Genomic DNA, 26,453 nt, shown 5'->3' with positions numbered 1-26,453 from the left:
ATGTCCGCCACCGCACGTTTCACTCTTGACCCGGCCTTTCGGGTAGCGCCGGTCTCACGACGCACCTTCGGGACGTTCGTCGAGCACCTGGGCAGGTGCGTCTACACCGGCATCTTCGAGCCGGAGCATCCGGCAGCCGACGAGGACGGCCTGCGTAGCGACGTGCTCGCACTGACGCGAGAGCTGGGCATCAGCACCGTGCGCTACCCGGGCGGCAACTTCGTCTCCGGCTACCGCTGGGAGGACGGCATCGGGCCGTTGGCCGACCGCCCGACCCGGCTCGACCTCGCCTGGCACAGCACCGAACCGAACACGTTCGGCCTGGAGGAGTTCATCCGCTGGACCCGCAAAGCCGGGGTCGAACCCATGATGGCCGTCAACCTCGGCACCCGCGGCGTCCAGGAGGCGCTCGACGTCCTCGAATACTGCAACATCGCCTCCGGTACGCGCCTGTCCGACCTGCGCATCGCCAACGGCGCCAAGGAACCGCACGGCGTACGCATGTGGTGCCTCGGCAACGAGATGGATGGGCCCTGGCAGATCGGCCACAAGAACGCCGACGAGTACGGCCGGCTCGCGGCGCAGACGGCCCGGGCGATGCGCATGGTCGACCCCGACCTGGAGCTGGTGGCCTGCGGTAGCAGCGGATCGGCGATACCAACCTTCGGGCAGTGGGAGGCCACGGTCCTCGAGCACGCGTACGACGTCGTCGACTATGTGTCCTGCCACGCCTACTACGAGGAGAAGGACGGCGACCTCGGCAGCTTCCTGGCCAGCGCCGTCAACATGGAGAACTTCATCGCCGACGTCGTGGCCACCGCCGACCACGTACGCGCGAAGAAGCGTTCCCAAAAGCGGATCAACATCTCGTTCGACGAGTGGAACGTCTGGTACCTCAGCCGGCTCGCCGACGAGCTCCCGAAGGGGCAGGACTGGCCGGTCGCGCCGCGGCTGCTGGAAGACCATTACAACCTGGCCGATGCCGTCGTAGTCGGCAGCCTGCTGATCACGCTGCTGCGGCACAGCGACCGGGTGACCTCGGCGAGCCTCGCCCAGCTGGTCAACGTGATCGCACCGATCATGACCGAGCCCGGCGGGCGGGCCTGGAAGCAGACCACCTTCCACCCCTTCGCGCAAGCATCCCGGCACGCGACCGGCGACGTGCTCCGGGTGGAGCCGACCTCACCGACTTACAAGACCACGGAGTACGGCGACGTGCCGGTGCTGCACGCGGTCGCCACCCACGACGAGCAGACCGCCACGACGGTAGTGTTCGCCGTCAACCGCTCAACCGACGCGCCCCTGTCCCTCGAGATCGACACCCGTGCGCTCGGCAAGACACGGGTCACCGAGGCGTACACGTTGGCCGGAGACGACCCGTATGCGCGCAACACCGCCGACGAGCCCGACCGGGTGTCCCCACGGCCGAACTCGTCCGCCGTCGCCGACTCGGGCTCGCTGCGCGCGACGCTGCCGCCGGTGTCCTGGAACGTGATTCGGCTTTCCCATGCCTGACCGTTTCGCCGCCGATCCGCTCTACCGGGACCCGATCCTCGACGGTCCCACCGACCCGATCGTGGTGTGGAATCCCCAGGTCCGGCGCTGGTGGATGTTCTATACGAGCCGGCGGGCGAACGTGGCAGGACTGCCCGGCGCCTCATGGGTGCACGGCACCCGCATCGGCATCGCCGAGTCGGCCGATGCCGGTGCGACCTGGACCTACGCCGGCACCGCCGAGATCGACGACGGCACCGGCCTCGGGAAACAGGTCACCCACTGGGCACCGGACGTCGTATTCGACGGCGACACGTTCCACATGTTCCTCACCGTCGTGCCGGGCATCTTCGACAACTGGGCACACCCGCGCGCGATCGTGCACCTGACCAGCACCGACCTTCGTACGTGGGGCGACCCCAGACCGCTTGACCTCGCATCGGGACGGGTGATCGACGCCAGCCTGCTGCGTCTTCCCGACGGCACCTGGCGGCTCTGGTACAACGAGGAAGACGACAACAAGTCCATCTATTTCGCCGACAGCCCGGATCTGCGTGGCTGGACCGACCGCGGCAAAGCCATCGGCGACCAGCCCGGTGAGGGGCCGAAGGCGTTCCACTGGCGTGGCCAGTACTGGATGATCACCGACGTCTGGCAGGGGCTGGCCGTCTACCGTTCCGACGACGCGTTGCGCTGGGTACGCCAACCCGGCAACCTGCTGGCAGAACCGGCGAGAGGTGGCGCCGCCGGTATCGGTCACCACGCCGACGTCGTGGTGAGCGGTGACCGGGCCTTCCTGTTCTATTTCGCAGCCATCGGGGCGGGGCGCGAGGAGCGTCGCAGCGCCGTCCACGTCACCGAGCTGGAGTTGCGCGACGGCACCCTGCACTGCGAGCGCGACCGCCTCACTCAAATCACCATGTCGCCACCGGAGGCAGCACCGTGAGCGTGCAGCCGTTCGCGCTGCAGGATGTGGCCTTGGGCGACGGCGTTTTCGCCGCCAAGCGCGCCCTCATGCTCGACTACGCGCGAGCGTATGACGTGGACCGGTTGTTGCAGGTGTTCCGGGCGAACGCCGGCCTTTCCCCCCACGGCGCCGTCGCACCCGGCGGTTGGGAGGGCCTGGACGGCGAGGCGAACGGAAACCTGCGCGGGCATTACACCGGTCACTTCCTCACGATGCTTGCCCATGCCTTTGCCAGCACCGGAGACGTGGTCTACGCCGAGAAGATTCGCTACATGATCGGTGCCCTGATCGACGTCCGTGACGCGCTCCGCAAGGACCCGGCCGTGCTCAGCGTTCCGGGCAGATTCGGCGTGGCCGCGGAGAACGTCCGCGGCTCCTACCAGTACATCGAGTTGCCCACCAATATCGTGAACACGTCGGCCGCCGTCACCCTGGCGGTCTGGGTGAAGCCGACACACGCCGCCGGCGGCGCACGGGTGATCGAGTTCGGCGACGACTCCGGTCGTTACGGCTACCTCGCCGCCAACAACGCGGACGGCGTGCCGCGCTTCGCCATCACGGTGGACGGCGCCGGGAAGGAACAGGGCGTCAACGGCACCGAGCCGCTGCCACCGGGAGAATGGAGTCACCTGGCGGTGACCATCGAGGGGACCACCGGCACGCTTTACGTCAACGGGGTCCCGGTCGGCGTGCACACCACCATGACCCTCAACCCGGCGAAGCTGGGCTTCGTCAGGACCTGGCTCGGGCGCTCCGCGTTCGCCGATGCGGTCTTCGCCGGCGCCTTCGCCGAGCTCAACCTCTGGTCGCGAGCACTTACGGCGGCCGAGATCGCCGAACTGCAGAAGACCACGGCCCGCGAGACCTCCGCAGGCGTCGGCGACCTCGCCTCCTACGCCTTCGACGAGACCGGCGGTGGCGCCTTCGCCGACGCCTCCGGCCGGAAACGGGATGCCACGCTTCGGCGTACCTGGGGCGGGCCAAGCCATCCGGGCTTCCTTGCCGCATACCCGGAGACCCAGTTCATCGCCCTGGAATCGATGAACAATGGTGACTACACGGTGGTGTGGGCACCCTATTACACCGCTCACAAGATCCTGCAGGGTCTCCTCGACGCCTACCTGGCCACGGGTGACGAGCGAGCGCTCGACCTCGCTTCCGGCATGTGCGACTGGATGCACTCACGCCTGTCGAAGCTCCCGGCGACCACCCTGCAACGAATGTGGGGCATTTTCTCCAGCGGCGAGTACGGCGGCATCGTCGAGACGATCTGCGACGTCCACCGGATCACCGGCAGGCCGGAGCACCTGGCACTGGCCCGCCTCTTCGATCTCGACAAACTCATCGACGCCTGCTTCTTCGGCGCCGACGTCCTCGATGGCATGCACGCCAACCAGCACATCCCGATCTTCACCGGCCTGCTCCGGCTCTTCGACGAGACCGGGGAGCAGCGCTACCTCACCGCGGCGAAGAACTTCTGGACAATGGTGGTGCCGACCCGGATGTACAGCATCGGCGGCACGAGCAGCACGGAGTTCTGGCGCGCGCCGGGCGTGATCGCCGGGACGCTCAGCGACACCGACGCGGAGACCTGCTGCGCGTACAACATGCTCAAGCTGAGCCGCATGCTCTTCTGCCGCGAGCCGGACCCGAAGTACATGGACTACTACGAGCGTGCCATGTACAACCAGATCCTCGGCTCGAAGGCGGACCAGCCGGATGCCGAGAAGCCCCTTGTCACGTACTTCATCGGGCTGGCGCCGGGCCACGTCCGCGACTACACACCGAAGCAGGGGACCACCTGCTGCGAAGGCACGGGCATGGAGAGCGCGACGAAGTACCAGGACTCGGTGTATTTCGCGCAGTCCGACGGCAGCGCCCTGTACGTCAACCTCTACGCCCCGTCCACCGTGACTTGGGCGGACAAGGGCATCACGGTCACGCAGACGACCAGCTTCCCGGTCGAACAGCACACCGAGCTCACCTTCGCTGGCACCGCCACCTTCGATCTGCAACTGCGGGTCCCCCACTGGGTACGCGACGGCTTCAACGTGACCGTCAACGACCAAATCGTGGCGCAGGACGGCGTCCCCGGCACCTATCTCACCATCTCCCGGAGATGGCGGACCGGAGACACCGTACGGATCACCATGCCTTTCCGACTGCGGGTCGAGAAGGCGCCCGACGACTCGGCGATCCAGACGCTGTTCTACGGGCCGGTCAACCTGGTAGCCCGCCACAGCCGGCGCACCTACCTGGAGCTTGGGCTCTACCGCAACGCCGCACTCTCCGGTGACCTGCTACTCACCTTGACCCCCGTGCCCGGCAAGCCGCTGCACTACCTGCTCGACGGAGTCGAGATTGCGCCCTTCTACGAAGGAACCGGAGATCCGACGCACGTCTATTTCCGGCGATCGGAGCCAGAGGTCGTCTTCGGGAACCTCCGCTCCGGTGTAACGAACCCGATGAACAGCGATGTCAGCCTGCTCGATGAGATCTGGGCGGCCGCGCCGTTCAAGAACAAGGCTCAGCTGCTGCTCCACGTCCACGACACCGTGAACGCCTGGGCAGACGCCGGTCTGCTGACCCCGGCTGACAGCGAGACGATCCTCAGCACCGCCAAGCGCGCCACCTACCTCCCCTGAGCCAGACGGAACGGACGGTCAGTCCTAGGATGCCGCAGCAACGTCGGGCTGGATCACGACTTTGAGTGCGGAACGAGGCCACGACGCCGACCGATGGAAGCGACCCCTTTACTCGGCCGGTTTATGCTTGCAGCGAACTGGGCAAACGTGCGTGAGCATGCCGCTGGGCCACCGGAGTACTGGGGGTCAAGGGGAGCGGCTGGGGTAACGCGCGTCGCCTGGGAACAGGTCGTTTCTGCAGCTCAACATCGGGTCTCGTGCGTTGTCGAAGCTGCTGAAGTTCGGTTTCTCACCCCCGCGTGGCGTTTGTGGACCGCTTAACTCGCGAAGTCCGTCGGGGCGGCGCAGCCACTGGGCTCAGCCTCCCGTGGGGCGACAGGCGGGGCCTGTACCCGTACGATGGCGACTTCCCGCTTGCCGGACAGTACCGGTGGAGGCCGAAGCAAACCCCCGACCTCGACACCACCTGACCCGAGGCCGCACCAGACACCGGCCCGCGGCTATGCCGCGGGCCGGTGCGGGGCTCTTGCTCCCGATCTCTCGGGGTGTGCGGTTCAGCGGTAACCGGCGGCGATGACGTTGGCCTGCACCGCGTTCTCGGTGGCGTCGGAGGGGTAGCCGGCGACCATGGCCCCTTCGTAGAAGGTGCCGGCGCTGAGGTTGGCGCCGCCGCCGGGCTTGCAGCAGTCACCGCCGCTGCCGAGGATGATGGCTCCTTGCTTCTTCATCGGGCTGTAACCGGGCGGGAGCGAGCCGTCGTAGAGCGTGAAGAGGGTGCCGGATTGGGCGTTGCTGCCCTTGATGGCGAAGCGGGACGTCCCGTTGTTCTTGAGCGTGGCCGTCACGAACTTGCTGTTGAAGGCGCGCTGGTTCGGGTTCCAGGACTGGCTGCCACCGGGGTAGAGCCCCCACTCGAGGTCCGCCTGGACCCACGGGCCGCTGCCGGAGCAGCCGCCGAACCAGCACTGTGTGCTGAAGTTGATGGCGTCCATCGCTCCGGCGGCGTCGGCCGAACGGGTGGTCTCGCTGTTGCCGTAGTCGAAGCAGCAGCCGCCGTTGACGTGCGTGCCGCTGGTCACCATGTACATGCCCTCGGGGGCACTGCCGGTCGGCACACCGGTCAGATGGCCGTCCCGCCAGTAGCTGTTACCGGGGTTGATGTAGAGCGAGTAGGCCTTGTTGCCACCGACTGTCAGCGACTCGGTGGTCGCGACCGCCGGGCGGCTCTGGGTCGAGCCGGGTACCACGGTCGATCCCTGGTACCACAGGTCGTTTCCGCGCCCGGACTGGTCGTAGACGACGGTGATGACGCAAGCGGTGCCGGCGCAGAACGAGTCCTGCGTCGCCGCGTTGGCTGCGCCGCCCGCGCTCAGCACGGCGATGTTGCGGGTGGTGTTGTCGGACGAGCGCCGCACCTGGTAGAGGTTGCCGCTGTAGGCGCCGTAGAGCGCGCGCACCGTGCTGTGTGCGGCGACGCAGGGCGTACCGCCGGAGGCGTAGACGTCGCACGGGCCGCCGCCGGTGGGCGGCGGTGTGGTCGTCGGGGGTGTCGCCGTCGGTGTGGTGGTTGGCGAGTTCCACTGCTGGTTGCTCTGGCCGTGACAGTCCCAGAGGATGATGTTCGTGCCGTTGGCCGTGCCCTGCCCGTTGGCGTCGACGCAGCGGCTGGACTGCACACCGCTGATGCTGCCGTTGGCGTTGACGTTCCACTGTTGGTTGGGTTGTCCGTTGCAGTCCCAGATGATGACTGGGGTGCCATTGCTGGTGCCGCGGCTGGAGGCGTCGAGGCACTTGTTGCCGTAGACCGTCAGCTGTTTGCTCGACGTGTAGGTCCAGATCTGGTTGGCGGCCCCGGTGCAGTCCCACAGCTGGGTCTGCGTGCCGTTGCTGGTGCTGGAGTTCGGTACGGCCAGGCAGCGACCGGACTGTCCGCCCACGAGCGGGGCGCTCTGCCCCGGCTGGATGGTGGCCGCCACCGCGGTGCCGGCGGCGAGGACGAGGATGACCGCGGCACCCAGCACGGACAGCCGTCCGTACCGGTGACCGCGGATTTTCGGAACTACCATGACGGCTCCTTACGGGTCGCGGGGAGAGCGGGGCGCTCCGGTGCGTGGTGGCGCACCGGAGCGTTCCCCCACCGAGGTGGGCTATACGGCGCTGAACCGCCACTGTTGGTTGGTGCCGCCGTGGCAGCTCCATTGCAGGAGTCGCGCGCCGTCGCTGGTCGAGGCGCCGTTGACGTCGACGCAGAGTCCACTGGGGACGCTCTTGACGGTGTACACGCCGGAGGTGGCGGTCGCGGTGACGAGGAACTTCTGCTGGTTGCTGTTGTTGCAGGTCCACTGCTGCAGGAACGCCCCTTGGGCGGTGGAGCCGCCGGTGAGGTCGAGGCACTTGTTGCTGTGCACCGCCTTCAGGTAGACGGCGCCGCTACCGGCGTCGACGGCCTGCCACTTCTGGTTGTTGCCACCGGTTGCCGCCCACTGGACGATCTGTGCACCGTCGGCTGCGGACACTCCGCTGACGTCCATGAGCTTGTTGCTGTGTTGCGCCGCCACGGTCCAGGTCCGGCCGGCGATACCGCCGCCGGTATTGGGCGTGCCGACGCCGTTGCCGCCAAAGGTGAACGAGTCGAGGTCGAACCAGTTGGTGGCGCTGCCCTTGAACACCACGTAGAGCGCGTGGCTGCCGGAGAGGGCCGCGGTGTTGACCGCCGGCGTCGACTGGTAGCTGTCGAAGCCGCCGGTACTGGGCACCGGCGTCGTGGCGAGCAGGGTGCCGGTCGGTGAGTCGGCGCGCAGCTCGATGGATCCGCCGCCGCTCGGCGACGACAGCCGGTAGCTGATGCTGCTGATGCCCGACAGGTTCATTGGGTTGAACGCCACCCAGTCGTTGTTGGAGATGTCGCCGACCCGCTTGCCGCTCTCCGCGGCGGCCTGGTCGACCACCCGGACTCCCGACTGGTTGGTGTAGTACTCGGCCTGCTTGTGCTTGGGCTGCAGCAGCACGTGCGCGTAGCCGGTGAGCGGAGACGCGCCGCCGGCACCGCCGCTGTCGGTGTACCTGGCGTTGAGCACGTAGTACAGGTTGGCGCCGTCCGGGTGCCCGCCGAGCAGGTCGGTGGAGATGGTGCCCGAGCACCCCGGATAGTCGGTGGTCTCGTGCACGTGGTCGTCGTGGCCCAGGCCCGGGTTGACGAAGACCTTGGTGCAGTCGACGGTCCCGCCGTCCGGGTCGGTGACACTGACCGTGTACGAGACGCGGTCGCCGAAGTTGAGCATGCCGCCGTCGGGTGGAACGGTGACCGTGACCACCGGTGCGGTGTTGCCGACCGTGATCTGCACGTTGGCGAAGGCGGAACGGCCGGTGTTGTCGGTCACCTTCAGCTGCGCCGTGTAGTTGCCGTTGGCGGTGTAGGTGTGCGACGGGTTGGCCGCTGTGGAGGTGGTGCCGTCGCCGAAGGTCCACTGGTAGCTGAGGGTGTTGCCGGCGTCCGGGTCTGTGGTGCCGGCGCTGCTGAACTGCACGGTCAGCGGCGCGTTCCCGCTTGTGGGCGTACCGGCGGCCTTGGCGACCGGCGACCGTCCACCATGGATGTAGTCGATACGGTAGAGACCGGAGTCGTTGTTGCCGCCACCGAATTGAGTGCCCCACTCCAGCAGATACAGCGAGCCGTCCGGGCCGAACTCCATGTCCATCGGCTTGTTGAAGTTTCCCGCCGGCAGGAACGGGTTGGTCCGGGTGACCGCCGTCGCCGAGTCGAAGTGCACCTCCTTGAGGTAATTACGCATCCACTCGTAGAAGAAGTGGACGCCGTCGTAGTACGGCGGGAACTTCGTCGCGGACGGGTTCGCCGCGTCGTAGCGGTAGACGGGGCCGCCCATCGGGCCCGCGCCGTTGGCGCCGAGCTCAGGGAAGTTCGGCGAGGTGCCGTACCCGTACCACATGTTCGGTGCGACGATCGGCTTGAGGCTGGTCAGGCCGGTGTTGTTGGGCGAGTTGTTGACCGGTGCGTTGCAGTTGAACTTCGCCCCGACGGCGCCGGTGTCCGGGTTGAACGGCGCGTAAGGCTGGTTGTCGCCGTGGCAGAACGGCCAGCCGTAGTTACCCGCGGACTTGATGACGTTGAGCTCGACAAGCCCTTCAGGGCCGCGGTTGGTGGTGGGGCCGCCGCGGTCGGGTCCGTAGTCGGCGAGGTAGACCCACCCGTTGGCCGGGTCGATCGAGAAGCGGAACGGGTTGCGGAAGCCCATCGCGTAGACCTCAGCCCGGGTCTGCGCCGTCCCTTGTGGATAGAGGTTGCCGGCCGGGATGGTGTAGCCGCCGCCGGCCGAGGGCCGGATGCGCAGCAGCTTGCCCCGCAGATCGTTGGTGTTGCCGGCGGTCCGGGCGGCGTCGAGGTTGGACTTGCCGGACCGCCAGTCCAGCGGGGCGTAGCCCTGCCAGTTGGGGTCGAGGTTCGGTGGGGTGTCGTCGCCGGTGCCGATGTAGAGGTTTCCGTCGGGGCCGAACTCGATGTACCCGCCGGTGTGTCCCGGCTCGGGGAAGGTGCGGTCCCGGTAGGCGGGGACGTCGATGACGGTGACAGGGCTGGACGTGTTGAGGGTGTCGCCGGTGAGTGTGAACCGGGAGACCCGGTTGATGTCCGTCGTGCTGCTGGCCGGCGAGTGGTACAGGTACACGTAGCCGTTGGTGGCGAAATTCGGGTCGAGCGCGATCCCGGTCAGCCCGTCCTCACCGCCGGTGTAGACGCTGAGCGTGCCCGCCGTGACGGTGGAGTTCGTGGCCGGTTTGAAGATCTTTACCTGCCCGGCTCGCTGGACGTAGATCACGCGTCCGTCCGGTGCGACCGCGAGGGCCATCGGGTCGGCGGTGTTGTCGTCGAGGGTCCGCTTCTCGAAGTTGCCCCACACCGTGCCGCCACAGTCGCCTGGCTCGTTGCCGGCGGCCCACTTGACGCCACCGAGGACGTGGTTGCGGAAGTTGGTCTCGCTGTAGGAGGCGATGGCGTGACCCATCGCGGTGGCCCACACCCGCCCGCCCGCGGTGTTGCGGCACCAGGAGATCGGGTGGTCGGGGCCCATCGCGCGGGAGCCCGGGTTGTAGGTGCGCTCGTCGGCGGTGACCAGGACGTGGACGTCGCCGCGCGGGTTGCGGTCGAAGTTGTACCACTCCTCGCTGCGGCTCCAGCGGTCTGGCAGGCCGGCCGTCGACGGATGCTTCTTGTCGGCGACGATGGCGGTGCCGGGCAGCACGCCGGGGGAGTGCTCCGGCATGTGCGCGCCGGCGTTGATGGTCTGGTCCCACCACGGGTACTCGTTCTCGATGCCCATGTCGGTTGCGTTGTGGACGGCGACGATGCCCTTGCCGCTGGCGAGGAATCCCTCCACCGCCTGGCGCTGGGCCGCCGCGGTCCACACCATGCCCGAGGTCTGGAACATGATGAGAACGTCGAACGTGGCGAGGTTGGCCGGGGTGAAGACGCTCGAGTCCTCGGAATGGACCAGCTCGAAGTTGTTGGCCGCCGCCTGCTCCTGGAACATCGCGACACCGGCGGGGATCGAGTCGTGCCGGAAGCCGGTCGTCTTGGTGAACAGCAGGGCGCGGAAGGCCGGGGCCGCTGACGCCGGATGGACGATCGCGAGCGACAGTAACAGACCCGTGATCGCCCCCATGATCAATGTGCTGCGACGCATGCCGTCTCCTATTTCGGCGGAACGAGGCTGCGACCACGGGCACGCGTTGGCCACACCTCCGATGTGCCAGGCTTGCCGAAGGCGTGCGTATGCCAGTCAGATCGTCATGCCGTCCGCCGCGACGGGCAGTCAGTTTCCTCCGGGACGTAACGCAGCGTCACATCAGATGCCACCTTGTCCCGTGGTCTGCCCGGTCAGCATGCGGGCAGGCATAGCGGGAAGTCAATACGACTTCGGCGGGATCGATTCGATAACACATTTCCGTGCATCAGTTTGCTATTGCAGGCTCCCGTCGAATGCCCTTACTCTCGGCATCCCGGCCGGACGAAACGATTCGACCGCGCACGGCTTTACCGTTCAGTGGGGGCTTTCTCATGTCCGACGATCCGCCGTCGCCGTTGCTCACCCTCCGTGGCATCGGCAAGTCGTTCCTCGGCGTGCGGGTGCTCGAAGGCGTCGACCTCGACGTCCGGCCGGGCGAGGTGCACGCCGTCGTCGGCGAGAACGGGGCCGGCAAGTCCACGCTCATGAACGTGGTGTCCGGGGTGTACGCGCCCGACGAGGGCACGGTCGCGCTCGCCGGCACGCTCCGTACCTTCCGCGGTCCACGCGACGCCCAGCGGGCCGGCATCGGCATCGTCCATCAGGAGTTCAACCTGCTGCCCGAGCGCACCGTCGCGGAAAACGTGTACCTGGGGCACGAACCCGTGCGCCGCGGGCTCGTCGACCGCAGGGCGATGCTCAGTCGTACCGCGGCGTTTCTCGACTCGGTCGGGGAGAGCGCGTTGCCGCCCGACGCCCTGGTCGGACAGCTCCGCGTGGCGCAGCAGCAGGTCGTCGAGATCGTCAAAGCCCTCGCCCTCGACGCACGACTGCTCATCATGGACGAGCCCACCGCGGCCCTCGCCGACCACGAGGTCGAGCAGCTCTACGCACTCGTGCGGCGGCTGCAAGGGCAGGGGATAGGCATGCTCTACGTCTCGCACCGCCTCAAGGAGGTCTTCGACCTGTCCAGCCGGATCACCGTGCTCAAGGACGGCAGCAGGGTGACCACATTGGACACTGCCGAGACGAGCGCCGACGAGCTGGTGCGGCACATGGTCGGCCGCGAGCTGTCCAGCTACTACCCCGACCGCGCGAGACCGGAGGAGGTGGGCTCGGTCCGGCTCACCGTCCGCAATGGAGGCTGCCGGAAGCTGCGCGGGATCGACCTGAGTCTGCGCGCCGGCGAGGTGCTCGGCATCGGCGGCCTGCATGGCTCCGGGCGGTCGGCGCTGGCCCGCGCGCTGTTCGGCGTGTCGCCGTTCACCACCGGTGAGGTCACGCTCGACGGTGTGCCGGTCCGGCTCCGTTCGCCGCGCGCCGCGATGCGAGCCGGCATCGCCTACGTCACCGAGGACCGCAAGGGCGAGGGCATCGTCGCCGGGCAGTCGGTGCTCGACAACGCGCTGCTGGCCAGCCGCGCCGTCCTGCCGGGATGGACCGCCCGCGGCGCGCGGGCCATGCGCGTGCGGGAGCTGCTGGCCGCCGTCGACGTGCGTGCCGCCGGGGAGGACCAGGAGATCCGCTTCCTGTCCGGCGGTAACCAGCAGAAGGTCGTACTGGCCAGGTGGCTCGCGCTCGCTCCCCGGATCCTGCTCTTCGACGAGCCGACCCGCGGCATCGACGTGGGTGCCAAGTCGGCGATCCACGATCTCGTCCGCGAGCTCGCCCGCGACGGCGCGGCGGTGCTGATGGTCTCGTCCGAGCTGCCCGAGCTGCTCGGCATGAGCGACCGGATCGCGGTCATGCGCGACGGCCGCATCGCCGGCGAGCTGCCCGCCGGCGCGACGGAGCAGGACGTCGTCGCGCTGGCGGTCGGCGCCGCGCCGGAGGCGGCCGCATGAGCGGCGTGCTGACGTTGCCAGCCCGCCGGGCCTCGTCGGGCGTGTTCCTGGCCCTGGCGCTCACCCTGGCGATCGGTTGGCTGGTCGTCACGGTCGACGGCGGCCAACTGTTCAGCCTGCCGACGACGGTGAGCCTGCTGCATGTCGCGGCCGGCCTCGGGCTCGTCGCCGTCGGCCAGACCCTGGTCATCATCGGCGGCTCACTCGACCTGTCCGTGGCGTACGTGGTCAGCCTCAGCACCCTCGTCGCGGCCGAGACCATGAACGGTGACGACGGCGCACTGGTCCCGGCGATCGGCCTGGCACTCGCGGTCAGCGTCGCGATCGGCCTCGTCAACGGGCTGCTCGTCACCAAGGCACGGATCAACGCGTTCATCGCCACCGTCGGCGTCGGCCTGCTGCTGAAGGGATACCTCGACAACGGCTACGACGGCCCGGCCGGCAAGACTGCACCCGCCCTCGTGCAAGGCCTCGGGTACCAGCGCGTCGGACCGGTGCCCGTGTCGTTCCTGCTGCTTCTCGCCGTCGCCGCCGCGGCCTGGTTCGCGCTTGCCCGCACCCGCTTCGGCCACCACCTGATCGCCGTCGGCGGCGATCCGGAGGTGGCCCGGCTCTCCGGCGTGCGCAACCACCGGGTGCTCGTCACCGCCCACATGCTGTGCTCGCTCTGCGCCGGCGTCGCCGGGATCTACCTCGCCAGCCGGCTGGGCTCGGGTGCGCCGCGGGTGGGCACCGAGGGCCTGTACGACCTGGAGTCGATCGCCGCGGTGGTGCTCGGCGGCACCGCTCTGGCGGGTGGGCGCGGCGGCGTCGCCGGCACCGTCGGCGGCGTGCTGCTGCTCGCCAGCATCGACGCGATCTTCAACCAGCTCGAGGTCGACGCCTTCTTCAAGCAGGTGATCCGCGGCCTGATCATCATCGCGGCGGTGGCCATCTACGCCCGTCGGGCCCGGCGAAAGGCGGCGGCCTAGCCATGCGAGTCGCCGAGCTTCGGCCGTTGCCGCGGGTTCGCCCCGGCAGCGTCGTACCGATCGTCGCCATCCTCGCCGTGCTGGTGGTCCTGCTCGCCATCCGCCAGCCCGACTTCCTCTCCCCACCGTCGCTGATGTCGTTCCTCGGCCGGTCGGCGCCGATCATCCTGCTCGCCGCCGGCCAGTACTTCGTCGTCGTCTCCGGCGAGTTCGACCTTTCCGTCGGCTCGCTGGTCACCGCGCAGGTTGTCGTCGCGGCCCGACTCATCGACAGCGAGCCGTCGCGTACCTGGCCGGTCGTCGTGCTGTTGCTCGCGTTCGGCGCGATCGTCGGCCTGGTCAACGGTATCGTCACGACGCGGCTGGGGGTGCCGTCGTTCATCACCACCCTCGGCATGTTCCTGATCCTCGTCGGCGCGGTGTACCTGTGGTCCGACGGCGCTCCGAAGGGTGGGCTCTCCGAGGCGTTCCGCCGGTTCGGCCGGCGCGCGTTCGAGGACGTGCCCGGGTTGGGTCGCGTACCGTACGCGCTGCTCGTCCTGCTGGCCGCGGCCGGGCTGGCCGTGCTGCTGACCCGTTCCGACTTCGGCCGCACCCTGGTCGCGGTCGGCGGCAACCCGCGGACCGCCGAGCTGAGCGGCGTGCGGGTCTGGCGTGCCAAGACGATCGCTTTCGTCCTCAGTGGACTCGCGGCGGCCCTCGCCGCGATCCTGCTCGGTGGGTACAGCGGCGTGTCGTTCCAGGCCGGCGCCGGTCTGGAGTTCGGCGCGATCACCGCGGTGGTGCTCGGCGGTGTCGCTCTGGGCGGCGGCCGCGGCTCGGTGTCCGGCGCGATGCTCGGCGCGCTGACCCTCGAGACGCTCTTCGCCCTCATGAACTTCTACGGCGTCTCCGGCGCCCTCAAGTCGACCGTCCAGGGCGCGATCATCCTGCTCGCCGTGGCGGTCTCATCCATGCGTTCATCGTCGAGGTAAAGGGGATCTCGTGAGACGTGCCATAGCCGTCGTGGCCACCGCCGCCCTGCTGGCGCTCGCCGGCTGCGCCACCGACGAACCGACCGCCACCCCGTCGAGCACGGCGTCCCAGGCCGCCGGGTCGGGCACGGGGGAGCAGTCGAAGTTCTTCGTGCAGGCCGACTACGACAACGAGCTCGCGCTGCTCGACGCCACGCCCACCGGGCCGGCCGGCAAGCCGTGGGAGCAGGTGCTCAACCCGAAGATGGTGGAGACAGCGAAGTTCAAGAAGTCCGGCCCGTACAAGGTCTGCTTCTCCAACGCCGGTCTGAACAACCCCTGGCGGCAGGTCGGCTTCAAGACCATGCAGGCCGAGGTCGCCACGCACCGGAGCCAGATCAAGGAGTTCGTGCACGTCGACGCCGAAGGCAAGGACCAGAAGCAGATCGCGGACATCAACGACCTGCTCGGCAAGGGCTGCCACGCGCTCATCGTCTCGCCGAACACCACCGCCACGCTCACCCCGGCCGTCGAAGCCGCCTGCCAGAAGGGCCTGCCGGTCATCGTCTTCGACCGCGGCGTCGACACGACCTGCCCGGTGACGTTCATCAACCCGATCGGCGGCTACGGCTTCGGCCACGTCGCCGCGGAGTTCGTCAGCCAGAAGATGAAGCCCGGCGGCAAGGTGCTCGCCCTGCGCATCCTGCCCGGCGTCGACGTGCTGGAGACGCGCTGGTCCGCGGCGAAGGTCGCTTTCGACAAGGCGGGCGTCGACGTCGTCGGGGTCGAGTTCACCGACGGCGATCCGGCCAAGACCAAGAAGATCGTTGGCGACTACATCCAGCGGTACGGCACGATCGACGGCGTCTGGATGGACGCCGGTGCGGTCGCGGTCGCGGCGGTCGAGGCGTTCCTGGACGCGGGCAAGCCGGTGCCACCGATCAACGGCGAGGACCAGCTCGACTTCCTGAAGCTGTGGAAGGAAAAGAAGCTCACCGCGATCGCGCCGACCTACCCGACGTACCAGTGGCGCACGCCGATCATCGCGGCTTTGAAGGTGCTCGGCGGAGAGCAGGTGTCCAGCCCGTGGAAGCTGCCGCAGCCGACCATCACCGAGGACAACCTGGACGGGTACGTCGACGCCGACATGCCGCCCCTGCACTACGCGATGTGCGGCTGTACGGATCTGCCCGGCTATCCGCAGCGGTGGAAGTAGGTCCGTGTACGCCATCGGTGTCAATCCGTGGGTGTGGGCCTCGCCGGTCGACGACGAGGCCCTGGCGGAGCTGGTTCCGCGGATCGCCGGGTTCGGCTTCGACGCGGTGGAGCTGCCGATCGAACGGCCCGGCGACTGGGATCCGGTCCGCACGCGCGACCTGCTGGCCTCCCATGGCCTGGCCGCGGCCGCCGTCTGCGCGGTCACCCCGCCGGGACGCGACCTCGTGGACGCCCCACGGGAGGTGGTCGAGTCGACCGCGGCGTACCTGAAGACCTGTGTCGACAGTGCCGCGGCCGTCGGCGCTCCCTGCGTCGGCGGCCCGGTCTACGCCGCGGTGGGCCGCACCTGGCGCATGTCACCGGCGGCCCGCAGCGCCTGCTACACGGACTTCCGCCGCGCCCTGCGGCCGGTGGCCGACTACGCGGGGAGCGGGGCGTGAACCTCGGTGTGGAGGCGCTCAACCGGTACGAGACGAGCGTCGTCAACACCGTGGCACAGGCGGTGGAGCTCGTCGACGGCCTGCCCCGAACGTCGGGCTCATGCTCGACACCTATCACATGAACATCGAGGAGGCCGACCCCTACGCCGCCGTCACCGTCGCCGGAGCGCACATCAAGCACGTCCAGGTCAGCGGCACCAACCGCGGCGCTCCCGGCGCGGACCACTTCGACTGGCCACGCTTCTTCGCGGCTCTGGCGACGACCGGCTACAGCGGTGCGATCTGCATCGAGTCGTTCACCGCACAGAACGAGACCATCGCGACCGCCGCGTCTATCTGGCGCCCGCTCGCCCCGTCGCAGGACGCGCTCGCCCGGGACGGACTGTCCTACCTCCGCCCAGTCATCAGACGAATCGACGCCGCTCACTTGACTCCAAGGCGGCGAGGCGCTTAAAGTGCGCTCTGGAACATCATACGTCATATGAATGTCCCTCCGCCGATAGGGACGCTCTCGGCATCGAGGTCGGCACCACCTCGATGCCGCACTGCGGGATCGCCCGCGCCACCCCACGTTCAGGAGGAACCCCGTGCCGCGAAGACACCTGCTGGCCGGAGTCGCCACGGTGGCGCTCGTCGCCGGCGCTGTGCTCGCCTTCGCAGCCCCCGCCTCGGCGGCCCCCACCACCCTCTACGCGTCACCGTCCGGCACCGGCACCGCATGCTCCAGCGCGCAACCGTGCTCGCTGACGGCGGCGCAGGACGCGGTGCGGTCACTCAACGACGCGATGTCCGACGACATCGTGGTGCAGTTGGCCGACGGTGTGTACCGGCTGTCAGCACCGCTGCGGCTGACCGCTGACGACTCCGGCACCAACGGTCGCACGGTCGTGTGGCAGGCGGCGCCGTCGGCCCGGCCGGTCATCAGCGGCGCCCGGGCGGTCACCGGATGGACCGTGGCCGACGCGGGCCGCAACATCTGGCGGGCCAACGTTCCGACCGGGCTCGACGCCCGGCAGCTGTACGTCGACGGCGCGATCGCCACCCGGGCGCGCACGCAGGTCAACAGGGCCGACTTCACCGCCTCCAGCACAGGCATGAGGTTTACCAACGGCGCCCTCAGCTACCTGAACAACCTGGCGAACCAGAGCCGCGTCGAGATGGAGAGCGTCAACTCCTTCACCGACCGGCACTCGCCGGTGCAGAGCATCAGCGGAAACCTCATCACGATGCAGCAGCCGGCGTGGAACAACAACAACTTCGGCTATGACACCTTCACCAGCCCGCACCGGGCCGGTCCGCTCTACCTGACCAACGCCTACGAGTTTCTGGACTCGGCCGGTGAGTGGTACCTCAACCCGGGCACCGGCGTGCTGTCCTACATCCCGCTGGCCGGGCAGAACATGAGCAGCGTCAGCGTGGAGCTGCCGGCGTTGCAGTCACTGCTGAACATCGGCGGCACCTACGGCGCACCGGCGCACCACATCACGTTGAGCGGCATCACTTTCACCGGCACGAGCTGGCTGGGCCCCAGCAGCAACCAGGGCTACGTGGACCAGCAGACCGGCGCCTACATCGCCGGCAACTGGAGCTGGCCCAGCTTCACGTCGTGCCACAACGGCTGCACGCAGTTCGAGGCGACCCGACCGAACTGGTTCCAGATGCCCGCCGCCGTGCAGATCTCGGCCGCCAACACCGTCACCTTCAGCGACTCCCAGTTCGTCAACCTGGGCCAGACCGCCATCGGCATCGGCAACGACGCGAACGCCCATGCCAGCGGCGTCGGCCTGGGGGCCAGCAACATCACCATCACCCGGTCGGAGATCGCCCGAAGCTCAGCCGGCGGCATCGTGGTCGGCGGCGTGCGCGCCGACGCGCACCACCCCAGCGACCAGCGGATGGTCAACCGGGACATCACCGTCAGCAACAACCACATCCACGACCTCGGCGCGGACTACCGGGGCATCGTCTCGGTCGTCAACACCTACGTCACCAACGCCACCGTGTCCCACAACGAGGTCTACAACCTGCCGTACACCGGCATCTCGATCGGGTACGGCTGGGGCGCCAACGACGCCGGCGGCAACAACAACTACGCCAACCGCGGGCTGTACAACTACCAGCCGCGCTACACCACGGCTACCACCGCGTCCAACAACCGGCTGATCGGCAACTACGTCCACGACGTCATGCAACAGATGAACGACGGTGGATGCATCTACACCCTCTCGTGGAACCCGGGCGCGCAGATCAGCGAGAACTACTGCCTGCGGACCAACGGCTACTACGGCCTGTACTTCGACGAGGGCTCGAAGTACTACACCGCCACCAACAACGTCTTCTCCAACACCGGTACGTGGGCGACGGCCAACTACTGGGGTGGCGAGAACATGGGCAACTGGACGCTGACCAACAACTGGTCGACCAACGGCAGCACCAACGTGACCAACGGCGACCGCGGCAACGCGGTCTCCGGAAACGTCACGGTCACCAACGGCAACTGGCCCGCGGGTGCACAGGCCGTGATGGCCTCGGCCGGCCCCGGCGGCACCACCCCGACCCCGCAGGGCGCGCAGATCGTGGGTGGGCAGTCCGGCCGGTGCCTGGACGTGCCGGGCGGCACCACCACCAACGGCACGCAGACCCAGCTGTGGGACTGCACCGGTGCCGCGCAGCAGAAGTGGACATACACGTCGGGCAAGCAGCTCATGGTGTACGGCAACAAGTGTCTGGACGCCAGCGGGCGGGGCACCAGCAACGGCACGGCCGTCATCATCTGGGACTGCAACGGGCAGAACAACCAGCAGTGGAACGTCAACGCCAACGGCACCATAACGGGTGTCCAATCCGGACTGTGCGTGGACGCCAGCGGCGCGGGCACCGCCAACGGCACCAGGATCCACCTCTGGGCGTGCCACGGTGGCACCAACCAGCAATGGAACCGTCCATGATCAGATCCGACCAGCGCCTCGACTGAGGCGTCGCACCAGGGAGCCGACGCGAGTGTGCTCCGCCAGGGCATGTGGGTCGGTGCGAGCCGACCCACACGGCGGGGCACTTCCCTGGCCTTCACGGCCAGGGGTCACGACACCAGCACGCTCACCATCCGGGCCGGCGAGCGAGCTACCCGTCAGGCGCGTGCGCGCCGCGACGAACTAGGAGAAACAGCAGTGAGACTCGTGTCGAGTCGTACCCGGAAACAGCGCTTGGCGATGGCCGCCGTCGCGGCGCTTGGGTTGGGCGGCCTCTCGGTGGTACAGGCGTTGCCAGCCAGCGCCGCCGCCGGTTGCAGTGTGACGTATTCGGTCAGCGGTCAATGGAACACCGGCTTCCAGGGCAGCATCGCCATCCGCAATGTGGGCGACCCGTGGACGTCGTGGACGCTGAAGTTCTCGTTCGCCAACGGCCAGCAGGTGACGCAGGGGTGGACCGGCCGGTTCACGCAAAGCGGCAGTGCTGTCACGGTGGCCAACGAGTCGTGGAACGGCAACGTGCCCACCGGCGGCACGGTTACCCCCGGCTTCATCGCCAACTGGAGCGGCACCAACGCCGCCCCGACGTCGTTCTCGGTCAACGACGTGGCCTGCACCGGCTCTCCGGTGACGACCAGCCCGACCGGCAGCACCAGCTCGCCGACCGTGTCTCCGACGGTCTCCGTGCCGCCCACCGTGCCGCCCACCGTGTCGCCGACCGTCAGCCCGACCGGCACCACGGGCCCGAAGGCCGACAACCCGTACGCGGGCGGCGGCGGCTATGTCAACCCGGAGTGGAAGGCCAAGGTGGAGGGTGTCGCCGGCGGCAACCGGATCTCCGGCAACTCGACCGCGGTGTGGATCGACCGGATCGCGGCGATCGAAGGCACCGCGGGCAGCCAGTCCAACGGCCCCATGGGCGTCGAGGACCATCTGCTGGAGGCGGTGCGCCAGGGCGCGTCGTACATCCAGTTCGTGATCTACAACCTGCCCGGCCGGGACTGCTCGGCGCTGGCGTCCAACGGTGAGCTCGGCCCGACCGAGATCGACAGGTACAAGACCGCGTACATCGATCCGATCGCGGCGTACCAGAGCGACGCGCGGTTCCGGAGCCTGCGGATCATCAACATCGTCGAAATCGACTCGCTGCCGAACCTGGTCACCAACGTGTCCGGCGGTACCTCGCCGAAGCCGGTCTGCGACACGATGAAGGCCAACGGCAACTACGAGAAGGGCATCGCGTACGCGCTGCAGAAGTTCGGCGCGATCCCGAACGTGTACAACTACATCGACGTGGCGCACCACGGCTGGCTCGGTTGGGACAACAACTTCCGCCCGGCCGCCCAGTTGATCGCCAACACGGTGCGGCTGTCGGGGAGCATCAACAACGTGACCGGCTTCATCAGCAACACGTCGAACTACTCGGCGCTTGTGGAGCCGTACATCACGGTGAACGACCAGACCCGCCCGTCGAAGTGGATCGACTGGAACCGCTACAACGACGAGACGAGCTTCGTCCAAGCGTTCCGCACCGAGCTGATCACGCAGGGCATGCCGAACAACATTGGCATGCTGATCGACACGTCCCGCAACGGGTGGGGCGGCTCGGCTCGCCCGACCGGTCCGAAGACCACGGGCACGTTGGATGAGCAGATCAACGGCTCGCGGGTCGACCGCCGTATTCACAAGGGCAACTGGTGCAACCAGTCCGGCGCCGGCATCGGCGAGCGGCCGCGGGCCAACCCCGGGCCGGCCGGCATCGACGCCTACGTGTGGGTCAAGCCGCCGGGCGAGTCCGACGGCTCCAGCCGGCTGATCGACAATCCGGACGGCAAGGGCTTCGACCGGATGTGCGACCCGACATACACCGGCAACGACCTCAACGGATTCAACATGACCGGGGCGCTCGACAACGCGCCGATCTCCGGCGCGTTCTTCCCGGCGCAGGTCACCCAACTGATGCAGAACGCCTACCCGCCCCTGTAGGCGGAGAGCTGGCGGTGGGGCCTGTCTGGTCGCGCGGCGCAGGCCCCACCGCCTTCAAGCACTATCAACGCTTTGGAAGGAAAGCACACATATGAACGATGCACCCGCTCACCGGAATAGCCGCAGACGCGGCCGCTCCAGGATGCTCATCGGTGCCGCCTGCGCCGCAGTGCTGGCCGTCGGCGGCACGCTCACGGCCACCGCTGCGAACGCCGAAGCCGACCGGCAGGTCTGCTCGAACACCACCGGCACGCACAACGGGTTCTACTTCTCGTTCTGGAAAGACAGTGGCGACGCCTGCATGGTGCTGCGCGAGAACGGTCGGTACTCCAGCTCTTGGAGCAGGAGCACCAACAACTGGGTCGGCGGCAAGGGTTGGGCCACCGGTAGCCGACGGACGGTCAGCTACTCGGGCACCTACAACCCGGGCAACAACAACACCTATCTCGCCCTGTACGGGTGGACGCGGAACCCGCTCATCGAGTACTACGTCGTGGAGAACTTCGGCAGCTACAACCCGAGCAGCGGAGCGCAACGGATGGGCACCGTCACCACCGACGGCGGCACCTACGACATCCTCCGCAGCCAGCGGGTGAACCAGCCGTCGATCGACGGTACCGCCACCTTCTACCAGTTCTGGAGCGTCCGCCAGCAGAAGCGGAGCAGTGGCACCATCACCACCGCCAACCACTTCGACGCCTGGGCCCGCGCCGGCCTCAACCTCGGCAGCAGCTGGGCCTACCAGGTCATGGCCACCGAGGGCTACCAGAGCCAGGGAAGCTCTGACATCACGGTCCGGGAAGGCGGTGGCACCAACCCCACCACTGGTCCTCCGCCGGGCGGTACCGGCCAGATGATTGCGGGTCAGCAGTCCGGCCGGTGTATCGACGTACCGAACGCGAGCACCACCAACGGAACCCAGGTGCAGTTGTACGACTGCTGGGGTGGCTCGAACCAGCGGTTCACCTACACGTCGAGCAAGCAGTTGACGGTGAACGGGAAGTGCCTGGACGCCTCGGGTCAGGGCACCACCAACGGCACGGCAGTGATCATCTGGGACTGCAGCGGCCAGGCCAACCAGCAGTGGAACGTCAACTCCAGCGGCAGCATCACCGGAGTGCAGTCAGGGTTGTGCCTCGACGCCGGCGGCACTGGTAACGGGACGAAGATCCAACTGTACGGCTGCTGGGGCGGGGCAAACCAGCAGTGGAGCCTCCGCAACTGAGGCCGAAGGTCTCTAGCGCTGCAGCCGGGTCGGCTTGCCCGGCCCGCTGCGGCGCACCACCCACGCCTCGGTGATGTGGGTGAACATCGCCTCGGCCGCGCCGTCTGGGTCGTGGGCGGCGATCCGCTCGTAGATGCGCCGATGGCCTTGGTTGGACGCTACGCACAAGGCGCGCTCGGTGCGGCCCATGTACCGGGCCGTGTTGACGACCTGGCTTTCCAGGGCGCGTACGACGGCGCGGGCGATGCGGTTTCCCGACGCCTGCATGATCGTGTCGTGGAAGGTCCGGTCGTGATCGTGGTAGGAATCCGTGTCATCGACGAGCTTGTCCATCTCGTCAACCAGCCGGCGCAGCCGGTCGATAGTCTCGTCGTCGGCCAGCCGGGCGGCGACGTTGGCCATGTCGGATTCCAGTACGCGGCGGGTCACGACCAGGTCGTCGAGGATGGCCAGGCTGTCGTCTTGCGCGATGGTGGCGCCGAGGACGAGTTCGTCGAGCATGTTCCACGTCGCGGGTGGGGTGACGATGGTGCCGGTGCCTTGGCGGACCTGCACCAACCCCTTCTCTTGAAGGATCTTCACCGCCTCGCGGACGACGGTGCGGCTGACCGAGAAGGTCGCGCAGAGCACCGGCTCGGGCGGTAGCGGCGTACCCGACGGGTGGATTCCGCGGACGATCCGCTCCACCAGCTCGGCCGTGACCGCCGTGGCGAGGTTGGCCGGGCGTCGAGTCCAGGCAGGGGGCCCGGGGACGCCCGCGGTCGGCTGCGCTGCTGCCGTCATATCACCCTCCGTCACCCGCCAGGCCGTGTTCACTATATACGCGACTGTGTTGACGTCATACGTCATACGAGTTACGTTCCCGTGTGATCCTCCGCCAACGGCCGCTCAGCCGGCCACCTCAGGAGAGTGAGCAGCAATGAAGCAGCGAGCACGGTGGTCGGCGGTCCTGATCGTGGGGCTGGCCTTGGCCGGCTGCGGAAGCGCCTCGGACTCCGGCGACAAGCCGTCCGGTGGTGCGACTGGCAAGCTCGTCGTCTGGGACTGGAAGTCCGGCGACGCGACCGCGAAGTCATACATCGAGAAGGCGAAGGCCGACTTCGCCAAGAAGCACTCCGGCGTGACGGTGGAGTTCGTCGCGCAGCCGTTCGAGCAGTACTACACGCTGCTTGGGGCGGCCATCCAGGCCGGCAAGGGGCCGGACGTCATGCTCTTCAACGGCGGCGGGCAGATCCGCGACCGGGTGGACGCACTCCTGCCACTGGATCAGTACGTCGGTGAGGACAAGCAGCGGCTGGCGGGGTGGGACGCCTTCACCAAGGACAGCAAGATCTACGCCGCCCCGGTGACCCTGCAGGGTCATCCCATCTACTACAACAGGTCGCTCTACAGGAAGGCCGGACTCGACCCGGAGCAGCCGGCCACGACCTGGGACACGTTCGTGGCCGACTGCCAGGCGATCACCAAGGCGACCAAGGCCAAGTGCTTCGCGCAGGGCAACAAGGAAGGCATCGGCATCCAGTTCTTCCTGTCCGGCCTCGGGTCGGGCATCCTCACGACGCAGGAGTACGACGACTGGATCGCCGGCAAGCGCAACTGGAACTCACCGAACGTCAAGCGGGTCTTCTCGCTCTGGAAAGAGGTCAACGACAAGGGCCTCAACAGTGACGGGGCCAACTCGACGGCGATGTTCAACGACGCGTTCGCGGTGTTCCAGTCCAGCAAGGCCTCACACGTCATCGGGCTGATGTCGGACATCGGGCACTGGAAGGACTTCGCCGAGTTCCTGGAGGCCGACAACGTCGGCGTCATGAAGGCACCGGTCGTGACCCCGGGTACCACTCCGAGCCTGCCGTACGACGGCGGCATCGGCTACGCGGTCGCGAAGTGGACCAAGGATCCCACGGTCGCCGCCGACCTGGTGCGGTCCCTGACCTCGACCGACGCGCTGAAGGCGTTCTACGCCGACGCGGGGGCCATCGCCTCGGACACCACGATCGACGTGTCCAGCGCCGGCCCCGCGGTCGCCGCGATCGTGTCGGACCTCAAGGAAGGCAAGCCGGCGCTGCACGTGGCGCTCTCCTCCAAGACGATCGAGCTGATGGGGCGGTTGTCGCAACAGCTGCTCAGCGGGTCGATCACCGTTGACAAGGCGGTGGAGCAGTTGGCCAAATCCGACCAGGCGGGTTGAACTCGTGCCGCTGGGTAGCTCGTCGTCGGTCCGCCCCGCCGCCGAAGCGGGGCGGGCCGACGGGACAAGGACCGGTCGCCCGGCAGGCGGCCGGGTGGGAGCCCCCGCCGGGCCCGCGACGGCCGCCGGGCCGAACGCCTCGCCCCCTACGTCCTGGTGGCCCCCGCCGTCCTGATCATCGTGGTGTTGCGGCTGTGGCCACTGCTGCTGGGCGTCAACTTCTCCTTCACCGGCGACGGCGAGCGCAACGGCGCCATGGTGGGCCTGGACAACTACCGGGACCTGCTCGACGATCCACTGTTTCGCACCGCCCTGCGCAACGTGGGTCTGCTTGTCCTGCTGCTACCGATAGCGGTCGCGATACCGGGACTGCTCGCCACGTTCATCTACCTGCGTGTACCGGGACATCGGCTCTTCCGCAGCGTCTACTTCTTCCCGGCCGTGCTCTCACCGGTGATCGTCGGCGCGATCTTCAACCTGCTGCTGGCCTTCGACGGCCCGCTGAACGAACTCCTCGGTGGGGTCGGTATCGGCCCGGTCGACTGGCTCGGCGACCCGAAGGTGGCCATCTTCGCCGTCGTCGGTGTGCAGATCTGGGCGACGTTCGGCATGGCGCTGGTCGTGTTTTTGGCCGGGTTCGCCACCCTGGACCCCGCGCTCCTGGACGCCTCGCGGGTGGACGGTGCCTCGCTGGCGCAGACCATCTGGCACGTCATCATCCCGGGCCTGAACCGCACCATCCAGTTCGTCTTCGTCACCACCATGATCGGGATGCTGACCTCGATGTTCGGGCTGCTCTACATCATGACCGGCGGCGGCCCGGAGGGGTCGACCTACCTGCCCGAGTTCTACATCTGGGTCCAGCAGGGACAGATGAACCGCCCGGCACTGGCGTCGGCCGCCTCGACGGCGCTGTTCCTGATCATGCTGATCGTCGGCTTGCTGCAGATCGGCCTGCTGCGCCGCGCGGGGAGGGAAGACTGATGTCCCGCATCCGACTGGGTAGGTGGCTTGTCGCGGTGCCGATGGCGGCCCTCGCCCTGGCGACGATCTACCCGCTGCTGTTCACCGCCAATGTCGCGATGAAGACCCGCCGCGAGTACATCCTCGACCGGTTCTCGCTGACGAACACCCTGCACTGGGAGAACATCACCACGGCGTGGAACAGGGCCGGCATGGCCCGGTACTTCCTCAACTCCCTCATCGTGGTGACCTGCGCCGTCGTGCTACTGCTGCTCATCGGGTCGATGGCCGGCTTCGCGCTGAGCAAACTGCGGTTCCGCGGCTCGTCGGCGCTGTTTCTGGTCTGCCTGGCGGCGCTGTTCATCCCGTTCCAGGTGATCATGGTGCCGCTGGCGCGGATCATGGCCGACGTCGCCCTGATCGACACCTATCCGGGGCTGATCCTCGCCTATGTCGCGCAGTGGCTGCCGTTCACCGTCTTCCTGATGACCAGCTACTACCGGGCCGTGCCAGCGGAGATCATCGACGCGGCACGGATCGACGGAAACACCGTCTACGGCGTCTACCGGCGGATCATGCTGCCGATGGGCAAGCCGGCCCTGCTGTCGGTGGGCATCCTCAACGCGCTGTTCTGCTGGAACGACGTGCTCATCTCGCTGCTGATGATGCCGTCGGCCGACCACCGCACCCTGATGGTCGGCGTCACCTCCCTGCGCGGCCAGTACTCCGACGACATCCCCACCTTCGCGGCCGGCGTCCTGATCGCCGCGGTGCCCGTGTTGGTGACCTACCTGTTCCTGCAGCGCCAGATTGCCGACGGCGTGACCGCCGGTGCGACGAAGGGCTGAC

The 26,453-nt window shown here is 68.0% G+C and carries 19 protein-coding genes; 16 read left to right on the top strand and 3 right to left on the bottom strand.

The genetic code is table 11. The features are described 5' to 3' along the window. From arfA to Prum_RS06515, 3 genes are read left to right on the top strand one after another with little or no spacing between them, the layout of a single operon-like run. Positions 1 to 1,515: an arabinosylfuranosidase ArfA gene (gene arfA, locus Prum_RS06525; protein WP_173074796.1), complete on the top strand. Its 1,515-nt coding sequence runs from the start codon at positions 1 to 3 to the stop codon at positions 1,513 to 1,515. After that, positions 1,508 to 2,440 carry a glycoside hydrolase family protein gene (locus Prum_RS06520; protein ID WP_173074794.1) on the top strand — a complete coding sequence of 311 codons (933 nt, stop codon included), beginning with the start codon at positions 1,508 to 1,510 and terminating at the stop codon, positions 2,438 to 2,440. The genes arfA and Prum_RS06520 overlap by 8 nt, the downstream gene beginning before the upstream one ends. Further along, positions 2,437 to 5,106 (top strand): beta-L-arabinofuranosidase domain-containing protein, encoded by a 2,670-nt coding sequence (locus Prum_RS06515; RefSeq protein ID WP_218577104.1) that lies wholly within the window; start codon positions 2,437 to 2,439, stop codon positions 5,104 to 5,106. The genes Prum_RS06520 and Prum_RS06515 overlap by 4 nt, the downstream gene beginning before the upstream one ends. A 554-nt stretch (positions 5,107 to 5,660) precedes the next feature. Here the strand turns inward: Prum_RS06515 and Prum_RS06510 are convergent. Both Prum_RS06510 and Prum_RS06505 read right to left on the bottom strand, forming a co-directional pair. Next, the gene (locus tag Prum_RS06510; RefSeq protein WP_173074792.1) at positions 5,661 to 7,172 is read right to left on the bottom strand and encodes an arabinofuranosidase catalytic domain-containing protein; all 1,512 of its coding nucleotides are present in this window, start codon (positions 7,170 to 7,172) and stop codon (positions 5,661 to 5,663) included. 81 nt (positions 7,173 to 7,253) lie between these two features. After that, positions 7,254 to 10,802, bottom strand: a complete 3,549-nt coding sequence (locus Prum_RS06505) for a ThuA domain-containing protein (RefSeq protein WP_173074790.1) — start codon at positions 10,800 to 10,802, stop codon at positions 7,254 to 7,256. Between the two features lie 374 nt (positions 10,803 to 11,176). Here Prum_RS06505 and Prum_RS06500 point away from each other — a divergent pair, with 374 nt between their 5' ends. The 10 genes from Prum_RS06500 to Prum_RS06465 all read left to right on the top strand — a co-directional run bounded on the left by Prum_RS06500 (position 11,177) and on the right by Prum_RS06465 (position 22,450). After that, positions 11,177 to 12,688 (top strand): sugar ABC transporter ATP-binding protein, encoded by a 1,512-nt coding sequence (locus Prum_RS06500; RefSeq protein WP_173074788.1) that lies wholly within the window; start codon positions 11,177 to 11,179, stop codon positions 12,686 to 12,688. Further along, on the top strand, positions 12,685 to 13,659 hold the full coding sequence (locus tag Prum_RS06495; RefSeq protein WP_173074786.1) for an ABC transporter permease: 975 nt from the start codon (positions 12,685 to 12,687) through the stop codon (positions 13,657 to 13,659). Before Prum_RS06500 ends, Prum_RS06495 begins: the two co-directional genes overlap by 4 nt. Positions 13,660 to 13,685: 26 nt before the next feature. Continuing rightward, positions 13,686 to 14,633, top strand: coding sequence for an ABC transporter permease (locus Prum_RS06490; RefSeq protein WP_246277696.1), 948 nt, complete (start codon positions 13,686 to 13,688; stop codon positions 14,631 to 14,633). Between the two features lie 10 nt (positions 14,634 to 14,643). Then, complete coding sequence (locus tag Prum_RS06485) at positions 14,644 to 15,828, top strand: substrate-binding domain-containing protein (RefSeq protein WP_246277695.1); 1,185 nt, start codon at positions 14,644 to 14,646, stop codon at positions 15,826 to 15,828. A 4-nt stretch (positions 15,829 to 15,832) separates the two neighbouring features. Next, positions 15,833 to 16,270 carry a sugar phosphate isomerase/epimerase family protein gene (locus Prum_RS53610; RefSeq protein WP_281368851.1) on the top strand — a complete coding sequence of 146 codons (438 nt, stop codon included), beginning with the start codon at positions 15,833 to 15,835 and terminating at the stop codon, positions 16,268 to 16,270. Continuing rightward, positions 16,267 to 16,392: a hypothetical protein gene (locus tag Prum_RS53605; protein ID WP_281368850.1), complete on the top strand. Its 126-nt coding sequence runs from the start codon at positions 16,267 to 16,269 to the stop codon at positions 16,390 to 16,392. Before Prum_RS53610 ends, Prum_RS53605 begins: the two co-directional genes overlap by 4 nt. Next, on the top strand, positions 16,371 to 16,724 hold the full coding sequence (locus Prum_RS53600) for a sugar phosphate isomerase/epimerase family protein (RefSeq protein WP_281368849.1): 354 nt from the start codon (positions 16,371 to 16,373) through the stop codon (positions 16,722 to 16,724). Before Prum_RS53605 ends, Prum_RS53600 begins: the two co-directional genes overlap by 22 nt. Positions 16,725 to 16,857: 133 nt before the next feature. Further along, positions 16,858 to 19,218 carry an RICIN domain-containing protein gene (locus Prum_RS06475; RefSeq protein WP_218577103.1) on the top strand — a complete coding sequence of 787 codons (2,361 nt, stop codon included), beginning with the start codon at positions 16,858 to 16,860 and terminating at the stop codon, positions 19,216 to 19,218. A 261-nt stretch (positions 19,219 to 19,479) separates the two neighbouring features. Further along, complete coding sequence (locus Prum_RS06470) at positions 19,480 to 21,225, top strand: glycoside hydrolase family 6 protein (RefSeq protein ID WP_173083465.1); 1,746 nt, start codon at positions 19,480 to 19,482, stop codon at positions 21,223 to 21,225. A gap of 142 nt (positions 21,226 to 21,367) precedes the next feature. Beyond that, positions 21,368 to 22,450 carry a glycoside hydrolase family 11 protein gene (locus tag Prum_RS06465; RefSeq protein ID WP_173074782.1) on the top strand — a complete coding sequence of 361 codons (1,083 nt, stop codon included), beginning with the start codon at positions 21,368 to 21,370 and terminating at the stop codon, positions 22,448 to 22,450. A gap of 12 nt (positions 22,451 to 22,462) precedes the next feature. On the opposite strand, the gene Prum_RS06460 is transcribed toward Prum_RS06465, so the two are convergent. Beyond that, positions 22,463 to 23,233 carry a FadR/GntR family transcriptional regulator gene (locus Prum_RS06460; protein WP_173074780.1) on the bottom strand — a complete coding sequence of 257 codons (771 nt, stop codon included), beginning with the start codon at positions 23,231 to 23,233 and terminating at the stop codon, positions 22,463 to 22,465. A gap of 136 nt (positions 23,234 to 23,369) precedes the next feature. Between Prum_RS06460 and Prum_RS06455 the strand changes: the two genes are divergently transcribed. From Prum_RS06455 to Prum_RS06445, 3 genes are all read left to right on the top strand, one after another. Then, complete coding sequence (locus Prum_RS06455) at positions 23,370 to 24,641, top strand: ABC transporter substrate-binding protein (protein WP_173074779.1); 1,272 nt, start codon at positions 23,370 to 23,372, stop codon at positions 24,639 to 24,641. 156 nt (positions 24,642 to 24,797) lie between these two features. Beyond that, positions 24,798 to 25,625: a carbohydrate ABC transporter permease gene (locus tag Prum_RS06450; protein ID WP_246277694.1), complete on the top strand. Its 828-nt coding sequence runs from the start codon at positions 24,798 to 24,800 to the stop codon at positions 25,623 to 25,625. Further along, positions 25,625 to 26,452: a carbohydrate ABC transporter permease gene (locus Prum_RS06445; protein WP_173074777.1), complete on the top strand. Its 828-nt coding sequence runs from the start codon at positions 25,625 to 25,627 to the stop codon at positions 26,450 to 26,452. Before Prum_RS06450 ends, Prum_RS06445 begins: the two co-directional genes overlap by 1 nt. Position 26,453 lies beyond the last annotated feature (1 nt).

This window comes from Phytohabitans rumicis (genome assembly GCF_011764445.1).
GTDB classification, from domain to species: Bacteria; Actinomycetota; Actinomycetes; order Mycobacteriales; family Micromonosporaceae; genus Phytohabitans; species Phytohabitans rumicis.
The sequence above is the reverse complement of the archived record's forward strand: the minus strand, read 5'-3'. Positions and strand labels throughout refer to the sequence as shown.

Excerpts from the sequence above, each read along its gene's own strand:
- arfA (WP_173074796.1), top strand. The coding sequence starts at position 1 with ATGTCCGCCACCGCACGTTTCACTCTTGACCCGGCCTTTCGGGTAGCG.
- Prum_RS06520 (WP_173074794.1), top strand. The coding sequence starts at position 1,508 with ATGCCTGACCGTTTCGCCGCCGATCCGCTCTACCGGGACCCGATCCTC.
- Prum_RS06510 (WP_173074792.1), bottom strand. The coding sequence starts at position 7,172 with ATGGTAGTTCCGAAAATCCGCGGTCACCGGTACGGACGGCTGTCCGTG.
- Prum_RS06505 (WP_173074790.1), bottom strand. The coding sequence starts at position 10,802 with ATGCGTCGCAGCACATTGATCATGGGGGCGATCACGGGTCTGTTACTG.
- Prum_RS06500 (WP_173074788.1), top strand. The coding sequence starts at position 11,177 with ATGTCCGACGATCCGCCGTCGCCGTTGCTCACCCTCCGTGGCATCGGC.
- Prum_RS06495 (WP_173074786.1), top strand. The coding sequence starts at position 12,685 with ATGAGCGGCGTGCTGACGTTGCCAGCCCGCCGGGCCTCGTCGGGCGTG.
- Prum_RS53600 (WP_281368849.1), top strand. The coding sequence starts at position 16,371 with ATGCTCGACACCTATCACATGAACATCGAGGAGGCCGACCCCTACGCC.
- Prum_RS06470 (WP_173083465.1), top strand. The coding sequence starts at position 19,480 with ATGGCCGCCGTCGCGGCGCTTGGGTTGGGCGGCCTCTCGGTGGTACAG.
- Prum_RS06465 (WP_173074782.1), top strand. The coding sequence starts at position 21,368 with ATGCTCATCGGTGCCGCCTGCGCCGCAGTGCTGGCCGTCGGCGGCACG.
- Prum_RS06460 (WP_173074780.1), bottom strand. The coding sequence starts at position 23,233 with ATGACGGCAGCAGCGCAGCCGACCGCGGGCGTCCCCGGGCCCCCTGCC.
- Prum_RS06455 (WP_173074779.1), top strand. The coding sequence starts at position 23,370 with ATGAAGCAGCGAGCACGGTGGTCGGCGGTCCTGATCGTGGGGCTGGCC.
- Prum_RS06445 (WP_173074777.1), top strand. The coding sequence starts at position 25,625 with ATGTCCCGCATCCGACTGGGTAGGTGGCTTGTCGCGGTGCCGATGGCG.